This is a genomic window from Bacillus daqingensis (genome assembly GCF_042654445.1).
GTDB lineage: Bacteria > Bacillota > Bacilli > Bacillales > Salisediminibacteriaceae > Alkalicoccus > Alkalicoccus luteus.
This window is the reverse complement of record NZ_JBHSGK010000013.1, coordinates 229,254-245,894: the sequence shown is the minus strand read 5'-3', so window position 1 is coordinate 245,894 and position 16,641 is coordinate 229,254. Positions and strand designations below refer to the sequence as shown.

The 16,641-nt window shown below is 52.1% G+C and carries 22 protein-coding genes; 14 read left to right on the top strand and 8 right to left on the bottom strand.

Going from position 1 to position 16,641, the window contains the following annotated elements:
* The first annotated feature begins 257 nt into the window (after nt 1-257).
* On the top strand, nt 258-1,073 hold the full coding sequence (locus tag ACFO4L_RS12485; protein ID WP_377910008.1) for an HAD family hydrolase: 816 nt from the start codon (nt 258-260) through the stop codon (nt 1,071-1,073).
* Here ACFO4L_RS12485 and ACFO4L_RS12480 read toward each other — a convergent pair.
* From ACFO4L_RS12480 to ACFO4L_RS12470, 3 genes are all read right to left on the bottom strand, one after another.
* Nucleotides 1,054-1,548, bottom strand: coding sequence for a P-loop NTPase family protein (locus ACFO4L_RS12480; RefSeq protein WP_377910007.1), 495 nt, complete (start codon nt 1,546-1,548; stop codon nt 1,054-1,056). The genes ACFO4L_RS12485 and ACFO4L_RS12480 overlap by 20 nt on opposite strands.
* Nucleotides 1,549-1,630: 82 nt before the next feature.
* Complete coding sequence (gene ald / locus ACFO4L_RS12475; RefSeq protein ID WP_377910006.1) at nt 1,631-2,749, bottom strand: alanine dehydrogenase; 1,119 nt, start codon at nt 2,747-2,749, stop codon at nt 1,631-1,633.
* Nucleotides 2,750-2,827: 78 nt separating this feature from the next.
* Nucleotides 2,828-3,043, bottom strand: coding sequence for a KTSC domain-containing protein (locus tag ACFO4L_RS12470; protein ID WP_168005080.1), 216 nt, complete (start codon nt 3,041-3,043; stop codon nt 2,828-2,830).
* 173 nt (nt 3,044-3,216) lie between these two features.
* Here ACFO4L_RS12470 and ACFO4L_RS12465 point away from each other — a divergent pair, with 173 nt between their 5' ends.
* From ACFO4L_RS12465 to ACFO4L_RS12435, 7 genes are all read left to right on the top strand, one after another.
* The gene (locus ACFO4L_RS12465) at nt 3,217-4,878 is read left to right on the top strand and encodes a putative bifunctional diguanylate cyclase/phosphodiesterase (RefSeq protein ID WP_377910005.1); all 1,662 of its coding nucleotides are present in this window, start codon (nt 3,217-3,219) and stop codon (nt 4,876-4,878) included.
* A gap of 195 nt (nt 4,879-5,073) precedes the next feature.
* Nucleotides 5,074-5,496, top strand: coding sequence for a disulfide oxidoreductase (locus tag ACFO4L_RS12460; RefSeq protein WP_377910004.1), 423 nt, complete (start codon nt 5,074-5,076; stop codon nt 5,494-5,496).
* Nucleotides 5,497-5,500: 4 nt separating this feature from the next.
* On the top strand, nt 5,501-5,968 hold the full coding sequence (locus ACFO4L_RS12455; RefSeq protein ID WP_377910003.1) for a thioredoxin family protein: 468 nt from the start codon (nt 5,501-5,503) through the stop codon (nt 5,966-5,968).
* A 15-nt stretch (nt 5,969-5,983) separates the two neighbouring features.
* A complete protein-coding gene (locus ACFO4L_RS12450) occupies nt 5,984-6,244 on the top strand; it encodes a hypothetical protein (RefSeq protein WP_377910002.1) in 261 nt (86 codons plus the stop codon).
* 178 nt (nt 6,245-6,422) lie between these two features.
* Entirely contained in the window at nt 6,423-6,875 is a 453-nt protein-coding gene (locus ACFO4L_RS12445) for a MarR family winged helix-turn-helix transcriptional regulator (protein WP_377910001.1), read from the top strand.
* Nucleotides 6,872-10,276 (top strand): efflux RND transporter permease subunit, encoded by a 3,405-nt coding sequence (locus ACFO4L_RS12440; RefSeq protein ID WP_377910000.1) that lies wholly within the window; start codon nt 6,872-6,874, stop codon nt 10,274-10,276. Before ACFO4L_RS12445 ends, ACFO4L_RS12440 begins: the two co-directional genes overlap by 4 nt.
* A gap of 358 nt (nt 10,277-10,634) precedes the next feature.
* Entirely contained in the window at nt 10,635-11,270 is a 636-nt protein-coding gene (locus tag ACFO4L_RS12435; RefSeq protein WP_377909999.1) for a hypothetical protein, read from the top strand.
* Between the two features lie 74 nt (nt 11,271-11,344).
* Here ACFO4L_RS12435 and ACFO4L_RS12430 read toward each other — a convergent pair whose 3' ends face one another.
* From ACFO4L_RS12430 to ACFO4L_RS12420, 3 genes are all read right to left on the bottom strand, one after another.
* Complete coding sequence (locus ACFO4L_RS12430; RefSeq protein ID WP_377909998.1) at nt 11,345-11,509, bottom strand: YvrJ family protein; 165 nt, start codon at nt 11,507-11,509, stop codon at nt 11,345-11,347.
* A gap of 73 nt (nt 11,510-11,582) precedes the next feature.
* Nucleotides 11,583-11,807, bottom strand: coding sequence for a DUF2922 domain-containing protein (locus tag ACFO4L_RS12425; protein ID WP_377909997.1), 225 nt, complete (start codon nt 11,805-11,807; stop codon nt 11,583-11,585).
* A gap of 34 nt (nt 11,808-11,841) precedes the next feature.
* On the bottom strand, nt 11,842-12,048 hold the full coding sequence (locus tag ACFO4L_RS12420) for a DUF1659 domain-containing protein (RefSeq protein WP_377909996.1): 207 nt from the start codon (nt 12,046-12,048) through the stop codon (nt 11,842-11,844).
* Nucleotides 12,049-12,167: 119 nt separating this feature from the next.
* Between ACFO4L_RS12420 and pcp the strand changes: the two genes are divergently transcribed.
* The 3 genes from pcp (at nt 12,168) to arsC (ending at nt 13,641) form a co-directional block, all read left to right on the top strand.
* Nucleotides 12,168-12,788 (top strand): pyroglutamyl-peptidase I, encoded by a 621-nt coding sequence (pcp, locus tag ACFO4L_RS12415; protein WP_377909995.1) that lies wholly within the window; start codon nt 12,168-12,170, stop codon nt 12,786-12,788.
* Nucleotides 12,785-13,135 (top strand): ArsR/SmtB family transcription factor, encoded by a 351-nt coding sequence (locus ACFO4L_RS12410; RefSeq protein ID WP_377909994.1) that lies wholly within the window; start codon nt 12,785-12,787, stop codon nt 13,133-13,135. Before pcp ends, ACFO4L_RS12410 begins: the two co-directional genes overlap by 4 nt.
* An 86-nt stretch (nt 13,136-13,221) precedes the next feature.
* Entirely contained in the window at nt 13,222-13,641 is a 420-nt protein-coding gene (gene arsC / locus ACFO4L_RS12405; protein WP_377909993.1) for an arsenate reductase (thioredoxin), read from the top strand.
* A gap of 76 nt (nt 13,642-13,717) precedes the next feature.
* Here arsC and ACFO4L_RS12400 read toward each other — a convergent pair whose 3' ends face one another.
* The gene (locus ACFO4L_RS12400; RefSeq protein WP_377909992.1) at nt 13,718-14,263 is read right to left on the bottom strand and encodes a hypothetical protein; all 546 of its coding nucleotides are present in this window, start codon (nt 14,261-14,263) and stop codon (nt 13,718-13,720) included.
* A 72-nt stretch (nt 14,264-14,335) separates the two neighbouring features.
* Complete coding sequence (locus ACFO4L_RS12395; protein WP_377909991.1) at nt 14,336-14,626, bottom strand: 4a-hydroxytetrahydrobiopterin dehydratase; 291 nt, start codon at nt 14,624-14,626, stop codon at nt 14,336-14,338.
* A 139-nt stretch (nt 14,627-14,765) separates the two neighbouring features.
* On the opposite strand from ACFO4L_RS12395, the gene ACFO4L_RS12390 reads away from it, so the two are divergent.
* From ACFO4L_RS12390 to ACFO4L_RS12380, 3 genes are all read left to right on the top strand, one after another.
* Nucleotides 14,766-15,236, top strand: a complete 471-nt coding sequence (locus tag ACFO4L_RS12390; protein WP_377909990.1) for a glycine/sarcosine/betaine reductase selenoprotein B family protein — start codon at nt 14,766-14,768, stop codon at nt 15,234-15,236.
* 63 nt (nt 15,237-15,299) lie between these two features.
* Nucleotides 15,300-15,503, top strand: coding sequence for a hypothetical protein (locus ACFO4L_RS12385; protein ID WP_377909989.1), 204 nt, complete (start codon nt 15,300-15,302; stop codon nt 15,501-15,503).
* Between the two features lie 70 nt (nt 15,504-15,573).
* Nucleotides 15,574-16,635 carry an EAL domain-containing protein gene (locus ACFO4L_RS12380; protein ID WP_377909988.1) on the top strand — a complete coding sequence of 354 codons (1,062 nt, stop codon included), beginning with the start codon at nt 15,574-15,576 and terminating at the stop codon, nt 16,633-16,635.
* Nucleotides 16,636-16,641: the final 6 nt, after the last annotated feature.

Here is a 16,641-nt window from a genome sequence, read left to right as displayed (position 1 = left end):
TTGTTCGTCCCTGATTATGCAGGAAGGGGGCCAGCGTGCCTACCGAATTTACGGTTTCCTAACAAAGGATTTACAGAAACCGGCATCTATTCATGACTTGTTCATAAACTTCAAGAAAATCCATGCAGGCGGAGGTGAAAAACGAGCGGCTGCCTGTCACATCGGAGAACGTACAGCTTTACAAAGCTGTAACCGAAATCTGCTTGCACGATCTCTGCAGGGACGGTAAACTGCAGCAGGAAAGAAAGGAGCGAGCGATGTATATCTTTGATTTGGATGGCACACTTTATGAAGGAACGGCACACTTTGACTACTACGCAGCGTTAATGAAGCAGGAGCTGCCGGCAGAATGGCAGAAGGCGTTCGAGCGGGACTACGAACAAATGAAGCGGGGAGAGCATGCGGTAAAAATCGGTACCGCTTATGACACAGAGCAGGATGCTGTACTGGAACTTGATCCCTTTACGTCGCGCATTACGGCTGTCAAAGCCTGGAATGGGGACGAACTCGATGCGTCTATGTATACGAACGGGCCGCAGGAGTTTGATTTTGAACAGATCGTTGCAATTGGAGACGGCTGGTGGCTGCCGTTCGCCTGTGCACGCCATTATGGCATCCGCGACTGTCAGCCGTTTTATCATGAAACAAAGCGTTATATGGCGAGTGAAGCGTTTCAGCTGGAGAAAATTGAAGGGCTGCCTGTATTTCTAAAGCAGCTGAGTGAGGCTGTGCCGACGGTGCTCGTAACAAACAGCGATGCTGAAGATACAGACCGGCTTTTAGGAGAACTGGATATGCGAGGTATTTTTCACAAAGTCGTACCATCTGCCGGAAAGCCGGCGGCTGCAGCGTCTTTATTTGAAGAACTGATTAACGAATTCGAACACATGCCTCAATCCGTTACGTCCGTAGGGGACAACCTCATGAACGATGTAGCACCGGCTTTAAGGCTCGGCATGCGCGGTGTGTTTATCGGTACCTCAGTCAAGTCGGGAGACAGGCTGGAGCAGGCTTACACAATGAGTGAATGGATGGAACGGGAAAAGCACCGGATCAGCCGTTACGCGCGATAAACCGCTCCAGCGCACGATTGGATGATAGTCGAATTAATTTTCTTTCCGGCACTTCAGAAAGAAGCTTCGGCAGTTTTTCGCGTCGAAAGCGGATTGTATAGAGCAGGAACTCCACGTTCAGCTGCTCTGGGCATCCGGATGCCATATCGGGTCTGGTTGTTTTGCGGTAGCGAATACGCCGTTTTACAATGCGGTACAAGGATAGCAGCAGCGGACGTTCGAAAAGCAGCACCCAGTCTGCTCGCTGGATGCGCTCCTGTAAGGAGGCGCGGTAATTGCCGTCGATAATCCAGCGATGTTTTGCAGCAAGCGTATGGGAGATGCGGCGCTGGTCTTCCGCGTTCAAAAGCTGCCAGCCAGCTGACCACATATACGTATCGAGATGATAGACAGGCAATTGCAGGGAGGCACCGAGTTTTCTTGCGGCAGTAGACTTCCCGGTGCCGGGACTCCCGATGATAACGATTCGATTCATCGATTCAGCTCCTCTCCAAGTCATCATACGAAGAGGCCCGTTCCGAATTCAGGAGCGGGCTTTTTCGTCCATCATGATCGAATCACCCGCTGAGAACGGCAAGCGGGTCTTTATGTTCATAGCCGAGATCCCGGGCGACAGCTTCATACGTAACGAAGCCGCCGGCTGTGTTGACGCCTTTCCGCAGACCGGGGTGCTGCCGGCAGGCTTCGTGGATACCGTGCCGGGCAATGAGCGCCGCATACGGCACGGTCACATTTGTGAGTCCGATCGTCGACGTGCGCGGCACCGCTCCCGGCATGTTGGCAACAGCATAGTGAACAACGCCGTGCTTCGTATACGTCGGGTCATCGTGCGTCGTGATGTGATCAATCGTTTCAACGATGCCGCCCTGATCGATCGCAACATCGACTATCACGGACCCGGGATGCATCGTACGAACCATATCTTCTGTCACAAGCTTCGGCGCTTTCGCACCAGGGATGAGCACCGCTCCAATGAGCAGGTCCGACTCTTTGACGGCCTGCGCGATGGTAAGCGGGTTGCTCATCAGCGTATTGATTTCCGTGCCGAATAAATCATCGAGCTCCCGCAGCCGGTCAGGACTTAAATCAATAATCGTCACGTCTGCCCCGAGGCCCATCGCAATTTTCGCTGCATTGGTGCCGACAACACCTCCGCCGATGACGGTTACTCGGCCGCGCTTGACGCCTGGAATACCGGAAAGCAGGACTCCGCTTCCGCCTTTCGGACGTTCGAGAAACTGGGCCCCGATCTGTGCTGCCATTCGGCCGGCGACCTCGCTCATCGGCGTCAGCAGCGGCAGCGTGCCGTCTTTTTCGACAGTTTCATAGGCGACCGCTGTCACCTTGTGCTTCGTCAGCGCCTCCGCGAGCTGCGGTTCAGCTGCAAGGTGCAGGTACGTAAACAGCAGCAGGCCTTCACGAAAATAGCCGTATTCCTCCGGGAGCGGCTCTTTTACCTTCATCACCATGTCGCTCCGCTGCCAGAGCGCTCCTGCTTCGTTGACGAGCTCTGCGCCCGCCTGCTCGTAGTCGGCGTCCGGAAAGCCGCTGCCGGTCCCGGCTTCATGCTCTACTAAAATGGAGTGCCCTTCTTGCCTGAGCGTCATGACGCCGGCGGGGGTGAGGGCGACGCGGTTTTCGTGATTTTTCATTTCTCTTGGAACTCCGATAATCATCCAGATCCGCTCCCTTCTGAAAATAGGACCGCACAGCAAACCGGCTGCCCGCTGAACGGACAGCCGTAAACGCGGCCGTTACTGAGAAACCTCTGTGTAAGGAAACCGGTTGACGATATTGTTTTCGTAAAACTCGCGCATGTTGCGGCTGGAATACATGCCGACGTAATCTGACTCACGCACTTCGTAGTAAATGATGTATTTCCCATCCTCTGTACGGACGTGCAATTGCTTGAGCTCTTCGTCGTAGCCGACCCGTTTGAAGCCGTTACTGTTCAGATCTGCCCATTCCATGTGTAACTGCCCCCTTTATACCAGTTTATAGTATTCAATTCCCTGCCGATATAAGAGATAAACGTCCCTTCGTAAGGCGGAAGGCTTATCTGGCTGGGACGAAGTTAACTAAGGTTGATGAATAATCTGGGATGAGCTGATACATAACATCATGACGAGGACGGAGGACATGTATGGAACACATCGATCAAACTGGTCTTCTGGCTTCCCTAAAGCTGGAAGGAGAGCACTTGTATAATCTGCTTCAATTTATGGAAGAGCATGCCTATCCGGTGCTGCTGGATGAAACGAACCACATTTTGAAAATGAGCAGCACGCTTGCCGGCCTCCTTGGCCTCAGCAACTCAGCCGCTGAAGGAGTCTCGTACGAGCAGTGGAGCGGACTGCCGGCTGCCGAATGGCAGGAAGCCGTCCGCTCAGGAGATTCCATTTCTATTACAGGCAAAGAAAATACGGCCTGTACGTTTCAGCTGCTGCCTTATCCGATCCCTCATCTGGGGCGGACAATTTTGTTTCACCGTAACTTAACGCTTCTGGAAGAGGCAAAGGCAGCTATTGACGAGCTGAGTGCAACAGATTCGCTTACCGGACTTCCAAACCGGAAGGAGCTGGAGAAGGCGATCACCCGGACGGAGCTTGAGAAGACGCCCGTTACACTCATCATCATCGATATCAACCGGTTTAAGTATTACAACGATACGCTGGGGCCGTTCACCGGCGATGCCCTGATCGCGCAGATGGGCGACAAACTGCGCCGGTTTCGGACGAATGGGTTTCAGCTGTTCCGGGTGGGAGGAGACAAGTTTGCGTTTCTGCTGGAGGGAATTTACCGGAGTGAAACTGCCGCAGCGTTTGCAGAGCGGATGCTTCCGCTCATCCGTGAGCCGTTTTTTATTAAAGGAAAAGAGCTGTCTGTTTCCGTCAGTTTAGGAGCAGCGGTTCGCCCCGGTAAGGACAGTGCTGGACGGAGCCTGATCCAGCAGGCAACGACTGCAGTGCAGTCGGCAAAAGAGGAAGGAATCGAGGGCGTTGTCTTTTACGATCCGGAGCTTCGCTGCCGGTTTGACAAACGGCTCCAGCTGGAGCACCGGCTGCGCCGAGCGCTTCGCAGGAAAGACTTTTCGCTGCATTTCCAGCCGCAGTATGACCTTGCGACAAAGGAGATGACCGGTGTTGAAGCATTGCTTCGCTGGACGGACGACGAGCTCGGCATGGTGCCGCCTGCCAGGTTTATTCCTGCTGCCGAAGAGTCCGGTATGATCGTGCCGCTTGGACGCTGGGTGCTCCTGGAAGCGTGCCGCGAAGGCAAACGACTCAGCGATGCCGGCCACCGGCTTTCAGTCGGCGTCAATATTTCGCCGCTGCAGTTTCAGAGCAGGGATTTTGTGGCGACAGTCCGCAATGCCTTGCACACCAGCGGTTTTGATGCAGAGCTGCTCGATTTGGAAATCACAGAAAACGACCTGCTTTATCATCGGGAAGAGTGTCTGGAGACGCTGCAGCAGCTCAAGTCGCTAGGGGTCCGGATTTCAATTGATGATTTTGGGACCGGCTACAGCTCGCTCAGCTATTTGCGGCAGTTCCCGGTCGATACGCTGAAGATTGATAAATCGTTTATCCGTGAAGTACTGGACAACCGGAATGATCAGGCGATTGTTGCTTCGATCATTCAGCTGGCCCACAACATGAACATGCGCGTTGTAGCGGAAGGCGTCGAGAAACAGGAGACCATTCCGTTCCTGGCGGCGCGCTCCTGCGACGCGATGCAAGGTTTCTTATACAGCAGACCGATGCCGGCAGCAAGCTTATACAAGCAGCTCGGCATCGCGACATAATCCAACTGCATCACAGTTCGAATGAAACGGGCGGATGCCCGTTTTTCCGTTTATCTGAAGAAAAAATAAGAACAAAAGCATCGGTGACTGCTCTTTTTCAAAAAGGCTCTGGATCCTATTTACAAATACGTTTTAACTTTTCTTTACAAAGAATTTGCGGTCGGCTATCATTTAGGTAGAATAGGGGAGAGGCCGATGAAAAACAGGGTGGAATCATTGCTTGCCGGTGCGTGGATCACAGCATTCACGGCGACACTTGGCTCGCTTTTCTTTTCAGAAGTCATGAATTATGTGCCGTGCGACCTTTGCTGGGTGCAGCGTATTTTTATGTATCCGCTCGCCGTGATTCTTGCAGTTGCGGCAGTAAAGAAAGATGCAGGCGTGGTGAAATACTCGCTCCCGCTCTCTGTTATTGGAGCAGGTGTCGCGCTGTATCATTATTTAATTCAAAAGGTACCGGCCATGCAGGAGCAGGGAAGCGCATGCGGAATTGTCCCGTGTAATGCTCAGTACATGAACTGGTTCGGCTTTATCACGATTCCGTTTCTGGCCTTAACTGCGTTTACAATCATCAGTGTGCTGCTCATTTTCGTGATGCGCACAGTGAAAAGGGGATAGCACCATGAAAAAGATTTTACTGTTCGGCGGTATTGCCGTCGCACTTTTTGTGACATTGATCGTCGTCGTTCAGCTGCAGAACCAGCAGCAGGCAGAAGGAAATCCGTTTGGCAAAAGCACGCTCGCTCAGGAAACGATCGACCAGCTTGATGATCCGAACTACCAGAACGTGATTTTGCCGGAGGAGCTGGATGAGCGCCTGGCAAACGGGGAAGATGCGCTGATTTATTTCTACAGCGGGCAGTGTGAATACTGCAATCAGGCAACGCCTGTCCTTGTGCCGATGGCAGAGGATGCCGGGGCTGACCTTGAGCTGTATAACGTGCTCGAATTTAACGAAGGATGGGAAGACTACAACCTCGAGGGAACCCCGACGGTTATCCTGTTTGAGGACGGGGAGGAAGTAGACCGGATTACCGGCCTCGGTCCCGAAGAAGAGTACGAGCAGCTGTTTGAACGAGCTGCCGATTAAGAAAGGAGCGATTGCATGAAACGACTGGCAATGATGATCGGCATCATTATTTTTGCCGGGTGGACGGTTGCGATGCTGATGAACTACGGTATCTATGCCGCATCGGACGATCCAGCCTTCTTCAGTCCGCTCGTGGACGGCATTTTATTCATGGCCGTCATGTTCGGTCTGTATCTGCTGTTATTTAATGTCTATCAATCAAATCGAAAAGCGGCAACCATTCAGCTCGTTGCCGGGGGATCGCTGGCCCTGATAGGCGCCGTCGTCCTCTTATAGCAAACAGAAGGTAAAGAGCCGGATTCGTGATAAGGAATCGTTCCAAAAGGAGCGGTTCTTTTTTGTTCAATAAATCGCCACAAAATCAGAGCACGCATCCTTTGACAGGATAAAGAGGACTTGCATATAGTTAAGTAAGTTAATAATTAAAATACTTAACTGTTTAGGTGGTGTACCGATGGGAAAAGCAGGCTTGATCACCGATATTGAAGAATACATGCTTGATATTACGCTGCTCATGCAGCATAAATACGGCAGCCACTTTGACAATGAACTGACGCCGAATCAGCAGCTCGTCCTGTTTCTCGTTGCCAAACGCAGCGTGACGAGAGTAAAAGAACTCGCAGGATTCATGAATGTCTCGGCCAGTGCGGTCAGTCAGATGATCGCGAAGCTCGAGCAGGGAGGCTACGTCACGCGCAGCATCGATCCGGAGAACCGGAGACAGACGGTGCTGAAGCTTGAGGATGCCGGAGCGGAGCTGATCGGACAGCTTGAACAAAAGCGGAGGCTGATTATGGAAGACCTGCTGATGAAGCTTCCGGAGAAGGATTTGCAGGCAATGCGGGCAGCGTTTGGGAGCATGCATCATCTGCTGCTGAAATCTGTTAACGAAGGAGACGAGTCATGAGAATAACCAATTTTTCGATTGCCAGACCAGTTTTTACAATTGTGACGATGCTCTTATTTCTTTTGCTCGGGTTCGTCTCGCTTACGAACATCCCGCTGAAGCTGATTCCGGACATTGATGCGCCGATAGCAGCGGTCGTGACAACCTATGATGACGCCGGACCGGAGGAAGTGTCCCAGCGCGTTTCCCAGCCGATGGAGCAGGGGCTTGCGACGGTTTCCGGTCTGAATAACATCAGCACGATTTCCATGGAAGGGCAGTCGCTGACGATCCTCGAGTTTTCGTGGACGCAGACGATTGATGAGGTCGAAAATGACATCATCACGCAGATGAACCAGGTCCAGCTGCCGGACGGTGCCGGCAACCCGTCATTCATTAAATTTGATCCGTCACAGTTCCCGATTATTCAGCTTTCGCTGTCTTCGGACAACGGCGAAGCGATCGACGGGCTCGTGCAGGATATTGAAAATGATCTGCTCCGAGTGGACGGTGTCGGCACGATCAACCTCGATGGAGATAACGTAGAGGAAATTGCCGTCACGCTCGATCAGGATGAATTAGAAGACAATAACCTGACGCAAAGCGATGTCGTCCAGGTGCTGCAGTCCCACAATGTGACGGCTCCAGGCGGCGTTGTAGAGAATGAAGGCAATGAAATTACGACGCGTGTGCTGTTTGAGCTCGCAGACGTTGAGGACATCGAAAATATCGTCGTTTCAGAAACCGTAACGGAAGACGAGGACACCGAAACGGTGACCGTAGCCGATGTGGCCGAAGTGACCCGCGGACCGGAGCCGTCAGATGTTATCACCCGAACTAATCAGGACGACGCCATTTTAATGAGCGTGCAGCAGCAGGCTGATGCGAATACCGCAAATGTGGCATCCGATTTCATGGAAGAACTGGAGGCACTTCTGGATGAAGAGCAGTACGAAGAGCTTCAGGCAGACGTCCTGTTTAACCAGGGAGAGTACATTGAGGATGCCGTCCAGAACGTGACGCTGGCACTCGTTGCCGGTGGCGCGATCGCGATGATCGTTCTGTTCTTCTTCTTAAGAAGCGTGAAAACACCGCTCTTGATTGGCATTGCCATTCCGTTCTCTGTTATCGTGACGTTCGTGCTGCTGTTCTTTACGAACTTCTCACTGAACATCATGACGCTCGGCGGACTGGCACTCGGGATCGGGATGCTCGTCGATAACTCGATCGTTGTCATCGAGAACATTTACCGCCACCTGTCGATGAAAAAATCTCCGCGTCAGGCAGCACAGGACGGAACGAAAGAGGTCGCTACCGCGATCACAGCGTCTACGCTTACGACGATCTCCGTATTCCTGCCAGTCGTCTTTATCAGCGGGATTGTCGGGAACCTGTTCCGAGAATTTGCGCTGACGGTTGCGTTCAGCCTGCTTGCCTCGCTTGCGGTCGCACTGACGGTCGTTCCGATGATCGCAAGCCGCTGGCTCAAGGCACCGAGTGAAAAAATCGAAGAAAAGCGCCGCAATTCAGGCTTTATCCGCTTTTTTGATAAAACGGCCCGCTGGTCGCTTAAAAACCGGCTCGTTGTCTTTCTTGTAACTCTCGGTCTGCTGGGCGGGGGAGCTGCAGGCATCACAACGGTCGGAACGGAATTTCTGCCTGCGACCGATGAAAGTTTTATGCAGATTGAAGTAGAAAACGAACCAGGAACGCCGCTCGACACAACGTTTGAGAACATTCAGGAGATAGAAGCCATTTTAGATGACTATTCTGAAATAGAGGCTTATACGACCGTCACCGGAACGAGCGGGGATCAAGGTCCGATGGGAGAAGGAACGCAGGGCAATCAGGGTGCCGTCTACGTGACACTCGTACCAGTCGCCGAACGGGATATTTCCACGATTGATTTCTCAGAGGAAATCCGCCGGGACGTGGAAAATGCGGCACCGGATGCTGACGTTACGATTTCCGTCGATGCTTCTTTTGGTGGAGACCCGAATACGTTCAGCTTCGACCTGACTGATCAGAATCCACAGCGCTTGCAGGAAGCGGCGGATGATCTGCTCGAAGAGTTTGAAGATCAGTCAGAATTTACGGAAGTGACGAATACGTTTGAAGAAACGCTGCCAGAGCTGCAGATCCAAATCGATGAGGAAGCAGCACGGGAGGAAGGCCTGACACCGGCTGAAATTGCTGATACCGTCGACAGCCTGACGCGCGGCGCGTTTGCGACACAGGTAGTCACCGCAGAAGAGGACGTATTGGAAGTGAACGTCCGCATGGCTGACGAGGTGACGGAAAATACAGAAGCACTGGAAGACCTGCTGCTTCGCAACCAGGAGGGTGACTTCATTGCCCTGGCTGACGTTGCTGCATTTGAAGTCGGTGACTCTCCGGAGACGATCAACCGGATCAATCAGGAGCCGTCCGTTCAGTTCACGCTGACGTACACGTCGGATAATACGCTGAACGAGATCAATCAGATCGTTAACGACATCATAGACGACTATGACCTGCCGGCTGAAACGAATGTATCCTTTACCGGCGATCAGCAGCTGCTAGAGGACGCTATTTCAGATCTTACGCTCGCTCTCATTTTGGCGATAGTGTTTGTCTACTTCGTGCTGGCAGCCCAGTTTGAGTCGTTGAAGTATCCGTTCGTTGTCATGTTTACGGTACCGCTCGTGATCATCGGGGTCACGCTTGCCCTGACGCTGACGAGAACGCCAATCAGCGTCACCGGCTTTATCGGTCTCATTGTACTCGTCGGGATCGTTGTCAACAATGCGATCGTGCTCGTCGACTACATGAACAGGCTGAAGAGCTATGGCTTTAAGAGCTACGACGCGATTGTCGAAGGGGTAAAAAACCGGGCGCGTCCGATTTTAATGACAGCGACGACGACGATTCTTGCGTTGATTCCGCTTGCGCTTGGTCTTGGAGAAGGATCGGAAATTCAGCAGCCGCTTGCGATTACGGTGATCGGCGGCATGGTCAGCGCCACCTTCCTGACCCTCGTGCTGATTCCAGTCGTCTACAGCTTCTTTGACAGAGAAACCCGTCACTTAAATAAGAAGTATGTGACGCCGGACGGTCAGCTCGTGCCTGCTTATCTGCTCGATGACCGCATAAGCAGCAGCGAAACGAACCGCAAGCAGCTGCAGGAGCCGGAAAAGGCGAAGGAACTTGATGAAGATATGATGGTCACGTCGTATGAAGAGTACTACCGCGACGTGGAGGACAGCTGGGATCCGGAGCTGCAGGAATATGCACCGGAGGAAGTAGAGGAGCTGCGCTACGACGATCCAGCATACAGCAGCCAGGTTCAACAGGAGCCAAGGCGTCAGAAGGAAGACATGTCGAAGGAAGAACTGCTCGACGTGCTCGAAGAACTAATCCGGCGCAATAAAGAAGATAAATAAAGAGAAAAGGAGAACCGTCCATGTGGGCGGTTCTTTCTGTATGCAGCTTGCCGGCTTCGGTGTTCGTTTTTCAGCGAAGCTGAGAAACGTTTGAGGAGGAACGAGTTATCTTTATCGCAAAACGTATTGGGAAGTAACGTTCGCATTGAGAATGCAGCCCGGCGGTTTTCGCAGTACATGATACAGCTTTAAGGCATGGGGAGGCCGTTTTCAGCCGGCGACGCTCATTGCAGCAAGAATAGAACAAGCGAGCAATTGCCAAAAACTGCCGGAAGCTCTGGTCAAATCAGACGGAATTCTGTATGATAGGGAAAGATAACCTGTCCGGTACGAGGTACGATGAAAAGAGGGAACACGTATGAAGACAAAATTGGCACTGCTTGCCTGCCCGATTCTGCTCGTTGGGGCCTGCTCCGATCAGGAGCCGTCGGCCGGCGACGAAAACAACACCGATTCCTTGATCAAGACGAATGAAAGCTTGACGGACCAGCTTGAAAAGGAACGCAACCGGACGCTTGAGCTGGAGGAGGAACTTGCAGAGCTGCACGAGGAAAACGCCGAGCTGAAGGACGATCTGTTGACGAGCAAACAGGAGACCGTGGATACGGAATCAGACCACCGCATGGCGGCGGATGAAATGGAGCAGATTGAAACCCGTATCCGCGAGGCGCTTACAGCGATGCATGAACAAAACGCCGATGTGCTGGAAGAGGTGACGTCGGAAGGAACTGTGATTAACGAAGAAGAAGCACTGCTCACGTTTCAGCTTGAGGAGGATGAAACCCGCTCGCTGCACTGGGTAAACCTTGAGCGCATGAATCTGGTGCAGGTGCGTGATATCGATGTGAACGATGATGAGGCTGCGGTCGTCATTGAATTCGTACACGCAGCGGAAGAGGAAATACAGGCGACGGGGATGCTGGAGGCCGAGCTGATCCGGGAAGAAGAGGAATGGAAGCTGCAGCTGATGTCGTACACGCAGCCTCAAAAATAACAGCGGAAAATCAACAAGCGGTGCCGGAGGTCTAGGAATAGACCGCGGCACCGCTTGTTATTCACGCTTGCTTGTCAGCCTGATCTGCGGCTGCGGTCGAGCGGCGGAGACGCCGGCCGGTTCAGCGCGAGGATCGAGCTGTTAATGACGTCCAGCTTTTTCTCCATCCGATAGAGAAGATAGAACGTGATCGTCATCGGAAACCCATACTCCCCAAGCGCCTGCATCCAGAGCTCCATAAAGCAGGACACCTCCTTTCGTTTCCACTTATGAAAAAAGCCGGCCGGGCATCAATGCCTCGGCCGGACAAGCTTACTCGACGCCAATGTCGATGGTTTCTACGTGGCGCTCTACTACGCGAGCGCCAATCTTCGAAACATAGTAGCCGCTCGGGCCATAAAATACACCGGCAGCAAGAATGCTGTCCATCGCATCGCGGATGTCAGCTGGTGTGACAGGCTCCTTCGGGTCATCGATCCCAAGTGTAGCCGTCGTGCCAGCCTCTGTACGAAAAAGCAGTTCCAGTCGTTTTGCCATTGTTGTCACCTCCTTTTAGTATGAAGCACTTCGTTTACAGCTCGTACGTGTTGAATCGTTGAACGTTGGACAAACCGTGCTGCTGCAGGGATGCTAAAGCTTCTCCTGCTGCTTTAAGGCTCTCATCGGCTGCATCTGTGCGCACGTTCTGAAACGAACGTGTGACGAGCATTACCATACCGTCTTCGTCGTACCCCTGGTTTAAGGTAAGAACGAGTCTGGAGCGGGATGTGATGACCATGCTGACCACCTCCTTTCACAGATGAAGTACATCCGGGACTGAAAAAGGGAGGGGGCTGCTTGAAAAAAAGAGCCGAACAGGAGAAAATGAAGACAGGGATTAAAAGAGGAGGAACGATCGTGAGAATACTCGTAACCGGATTTGAACCGTTTGGAGGCATGACGCAGAACCCGTCATCAAAGCTTGTATCGTGGATCGACGAGGAGACATTTCCTGAAGCTGAGGTGAAAACAATGACGCTTCCGGTCACGTACAGCCAGTGCGCAGAGCCGGTAGTAGAGGCATTGCACAGCTGGAAGCCGGACGTCGTTCTGCTGTTCGGCGTTGCCGCGGGCCGGCCGTCGATCAGCCTGGAGCGGATCGCGATCAACATGGAGGATGCGCCAGGTCTTGAAGATAATGAAGGAGAGGCGCCCGTTGACAGGCCAGTCGTTAACGAAGGGCCGGCAGCTTATTTTTCCACGCTGCCGCTGCGCGAGATAAAGGAGACGCTCCAACAGGGCGGAGTGCCGGCCGCTTTTTCCTATTCAGCAGGCACGTATATTTGCAATACAACGATGTACCGGGTGCTGCATGAAGCTTCTGCTCACAGCCTCCCGGTTCAGGCAGGGTTTATCCATCTGCCGGCGTCGCCGGACATGATTCCGGATGGATCCAAACCGACGATGGCACCGGAAACTGTTCAGCGGGCGTTCCGGCACATCCTGCAGACGATAATAAAAAAGGAGGCGGCGGTATGACAACGGCAGCAGAAAGGATGACGGTAGAAGCAGCAGCGGATTTGTTCAAGCTTTTAGGTGATAAAACGAGGCTCCATATGGTGTCGATGCTCGCCGTTGATGAAATTTGCGTGTGTGAATTTGTGGAGCTGTTTCATATGAGCCAGCCGTCGATCAGCCAGCATTTGAAAAAGCTGAAGCAAAAAGAAATCGTCCGGGAACGAAAATATAATCAGTGGGTGTTTTATTCGCTTAACACCGATTCGCCGTTTTATCCAATGATTACGTCGATTGTCAGCGAGCTGCCTGATCCGAAGCCGAAGCTTCTGCAAATCGAAAAAGACGGTCTGCGCGTTAACTGCTGCTGATCTTTACAAACTCTTCATACACGTATAACGACCGGCATGTTATCATATAAACGAACGTTTATATATGATGCTGGAGGTATGCAGACATGACAAAACCAATTCTTTATTTTCTATGTACAGGAAATTCATGCCGGAGCCAGATGGCAGAAGGCTGGGGAAAGCACTACTTGAGCGGCGAGTGGGACGTTTACTCTGCCGGGATAGAAGCACACGGTGTAAATCCGAATGCCGTGAAGGCGATGCAGGAGGCAGGCATTGACATCAGCAGCCAGACGTCTGATACGATCGATCAGGAGCTGCTGCAGAAGGCAGATCTCGTAGTGACGCTTTGCGGCCATGCGAATGACGTCTGTCCGGCGACGCCGCCGAATAAGGAGCGGGAGCACTGGGGCTTCGACGATCCAGCAAAAGCAGAGGGCACCGACGAAGAAAAGTGGGCGTTCTTTCAGCGCGTCCGCGATGAAATCGGCGAGCGCATTAAGACATTTCAGCAAACAGGACGCTGATTGAGCCTTCCTGAACAAAAGAGAACCCCGGGCGATCATCATTCGCCCGGGGTTCTCTTTATCGGTATTTATTGAGCTACCGGCCCGTTGGTTTGCCGGCCTGCGCACGTTCCTGATCTGTTTCAAAATGACAGTAAACGGACAGCGTTTCTTCCACGTCTTCCTTTGCTTCATTGGCAATCGTCGTTTTAATCTTCTGGCCTTTTGCAAGCTCCATCACGAGCTGACGGCGGCTGGACTTCTGGCGCCCCCAGCGAATTTTCTGGATCGTAGACCAGCGGGCGTGATAGCCGGCAAAAATCAGGGCATCTCCCTGAATTTCAAAGACGCGGTCGAGCGTCAGCAAAATGAAGAGGCCGAGCGTCAAAATAAAGACGAACAATATCGTCGCGTTTTGAAAACTGTTAAATACTTCCACAAACAGCACGATTGACAAAATCAGGACGAGGTAACAGGAATAAACAGAAACTTTATAGACGGCAGAATGGGTGCTGATTTTTTTCGTGTCAGCGGGTGTATACGTCGTTTCTGCACCGCGGAGGCGGCGGAGACGGTCCGTGAACAGGTGATAGATGGCAATGACGCTTGCCACAACCCCTGTAAATAAGTAGATCCACTGCATGTGCGTTCCTCCCGATTATTTCGGCTCCCTCTATTTTAGCACGGAGAATCGGGAGCGGAAAGAGGAAAACCGTCAGCTGTAACGGTCAAACAGCTTATCATAGGCGTGCGCCGACTCGAAATCCTTTTGAGTGAGACCGCCTTCGTCGATTGTCGAGAGCTTCAGCGTGACGTTTTTATGGTCGATGATTGTGTAGGGATGATGCTGGCGGTCTTCCGCAATGTCGGCAATGGCATTCACGAACTGAATCGCCTTCGGATAGGATGAGAGCGTGTACGATTTCATAATCCAGTCGTCCCCTTCAAGCTTCCAGCCGTCTGCTTCGTTAATGTTAGCCTTTACCTCTTCATGCGTTAATACCATCTGTTCATCCTCCTTCTATTGTCTGAAAATTCAGCATTGTACAAGCATCATAGCAGATATTTCCTTCCGTGTATAGATCCATCAATCCGGTTAGAATTTCATTGCTCCGGGGTATAGGAATGGCAGAGGTGACAAGCTGATGATACACAAGTTGAAGGAATGGGTGTTTCGTAAGATTGCAGCGAGATCGATCCGAAAGTACGGCGGTGAACGAGTGGCGCCTGCTTCGATCAAGACGAAGCCGGAAGAATGGCGCGTCGCGTTTTTAACAACAGCGGGCGTGCATCTGAAATCCGATAAGCCGTTTGACGTGGATGCCGGCGACTGGAGCGTCCGACTCCTGCCGGCGGATGCGGAAACGAGCAAGCTGACGGTGACCCACACACACTACGACACGAAAGCAGCGGAAGAAGATATCAACACCGTGTTTCCGATCGATGCGTTGCGGTCGCTTGCTTTAGAAGGCGTGATCAAGGAAGTATCACCGACGAATTTCGGCATGATGGGATACATCCCGCGTACCGATAAGCTGTTAAAGGAAAGCGTGCCGGAGATCATGAAGACGCTGCGTCAGGATAAGCCCGATGTCGTGCTGCTGTCACCCGGCTGATATATCTGCCATCAGTCCGTGGGGCTGATTCAGAAAGAAATTGAAAAAGAAGGCATACCGACTGTGTCGATGACCCATTTTCCAGAACTTACGGAAAAGGTTCATGCACCTCGTGCTCTACACATCCGCTTTCCGCTTGGCCGTACGTTCGGACAGCCGGGGCGGGGGGATTTGCAAAAGCGGATTCTGCAGGATATGCTGGAAGCTGCCCAACAGGCAGAGCCAGAAATCCTGAGGCGATTAGACTATAAATGGAGACGAGATTAACCGATAAAGGAAGTAAGCTTCCTTTTGTAGGTTTTTAGAACTAAAAGTAGGGGAAAGGAAGAGAAAACGAATGGACAGAAAGTTGGTGGCTCAGCATATGGAAACGTGTCAAATCTGTCAGGGTAAAATTCCGCTCGATGAGAGCGGGAGACTGATCCTCTCCAGTATAGAACCGGGAGTAACGGAAACGCTGCACCGATCTTTTAAAAAGTACGGAGCAGAAATGTCAAAGCAGGGCAGGTTGTTTATCCCATACGATTCCTGGGATAACCTGGAGAAACATTTGTTCAGAACCGAGAATATCCTTCCGGAAGAAGAGCTCGGGCGCCTTAGAGGCAGCTTAATGACGGATACGGGCAGCAAGCATTTTCCGGGAAATGATTTCTCCTACTACGAATTGTTTGAGCAGGTGAAACATCCAATCTTTGTGAAGATTATTCAGGAGCGGCTGTTTCAATCGTTTATGCAGCCTGTCATTGATACAGCAACCGGCGAACCGTTCGGCTATGAGTTTCTGCTGAGGCCGAACAGCAAGCTGTTTCCATTTTCACCGGGCGAGTTATTCGCGTTTTCCCAGCGATCGGGTCTGCAGTCGATGCTCGATAGCCAGGCGCGCATCAATGCGATCCGCACCGGTGCTCACATGCTTGAAAACGGCATGAAGCGGTTCATTAACTTTCTCCCGTCGTCTATCTATGATCCCCGCCACTGTTTGCAGAGCACGTTTAAAGCAGTGAGAGAGTACGGGGTGCAGGCTGATGATCTCGTCTTTGAAGTAGTGGAGACAGAGAAGATTGAAGACATTAATCACCTGCAGTTTATTTTCGATGAATACAAAAAAGCCGGCGTACACGTGGCACTGGATGATGTGGGCAGCGGACATGCCACGCTTGAAGTGCTGCAAAAGCTGAAGCCGGACTATGCCAAAATAGACCGCTCGCTCGTCGATCACTGCGATCAGCATCCGGAGAAAATTGCCTACATTAAAAAACTGAAGGAAACGGCTGCTGCGCAGGGAACGCTGCTGCTTGCAGAAGGAATTGAACGGCCTGAGGAATACGAAGCATTAAAACCGATCGTGGATCTCGTACAGGGATACTTTTTCGGACGCCCGCTGATGAAGCCTGCCTGACACGTA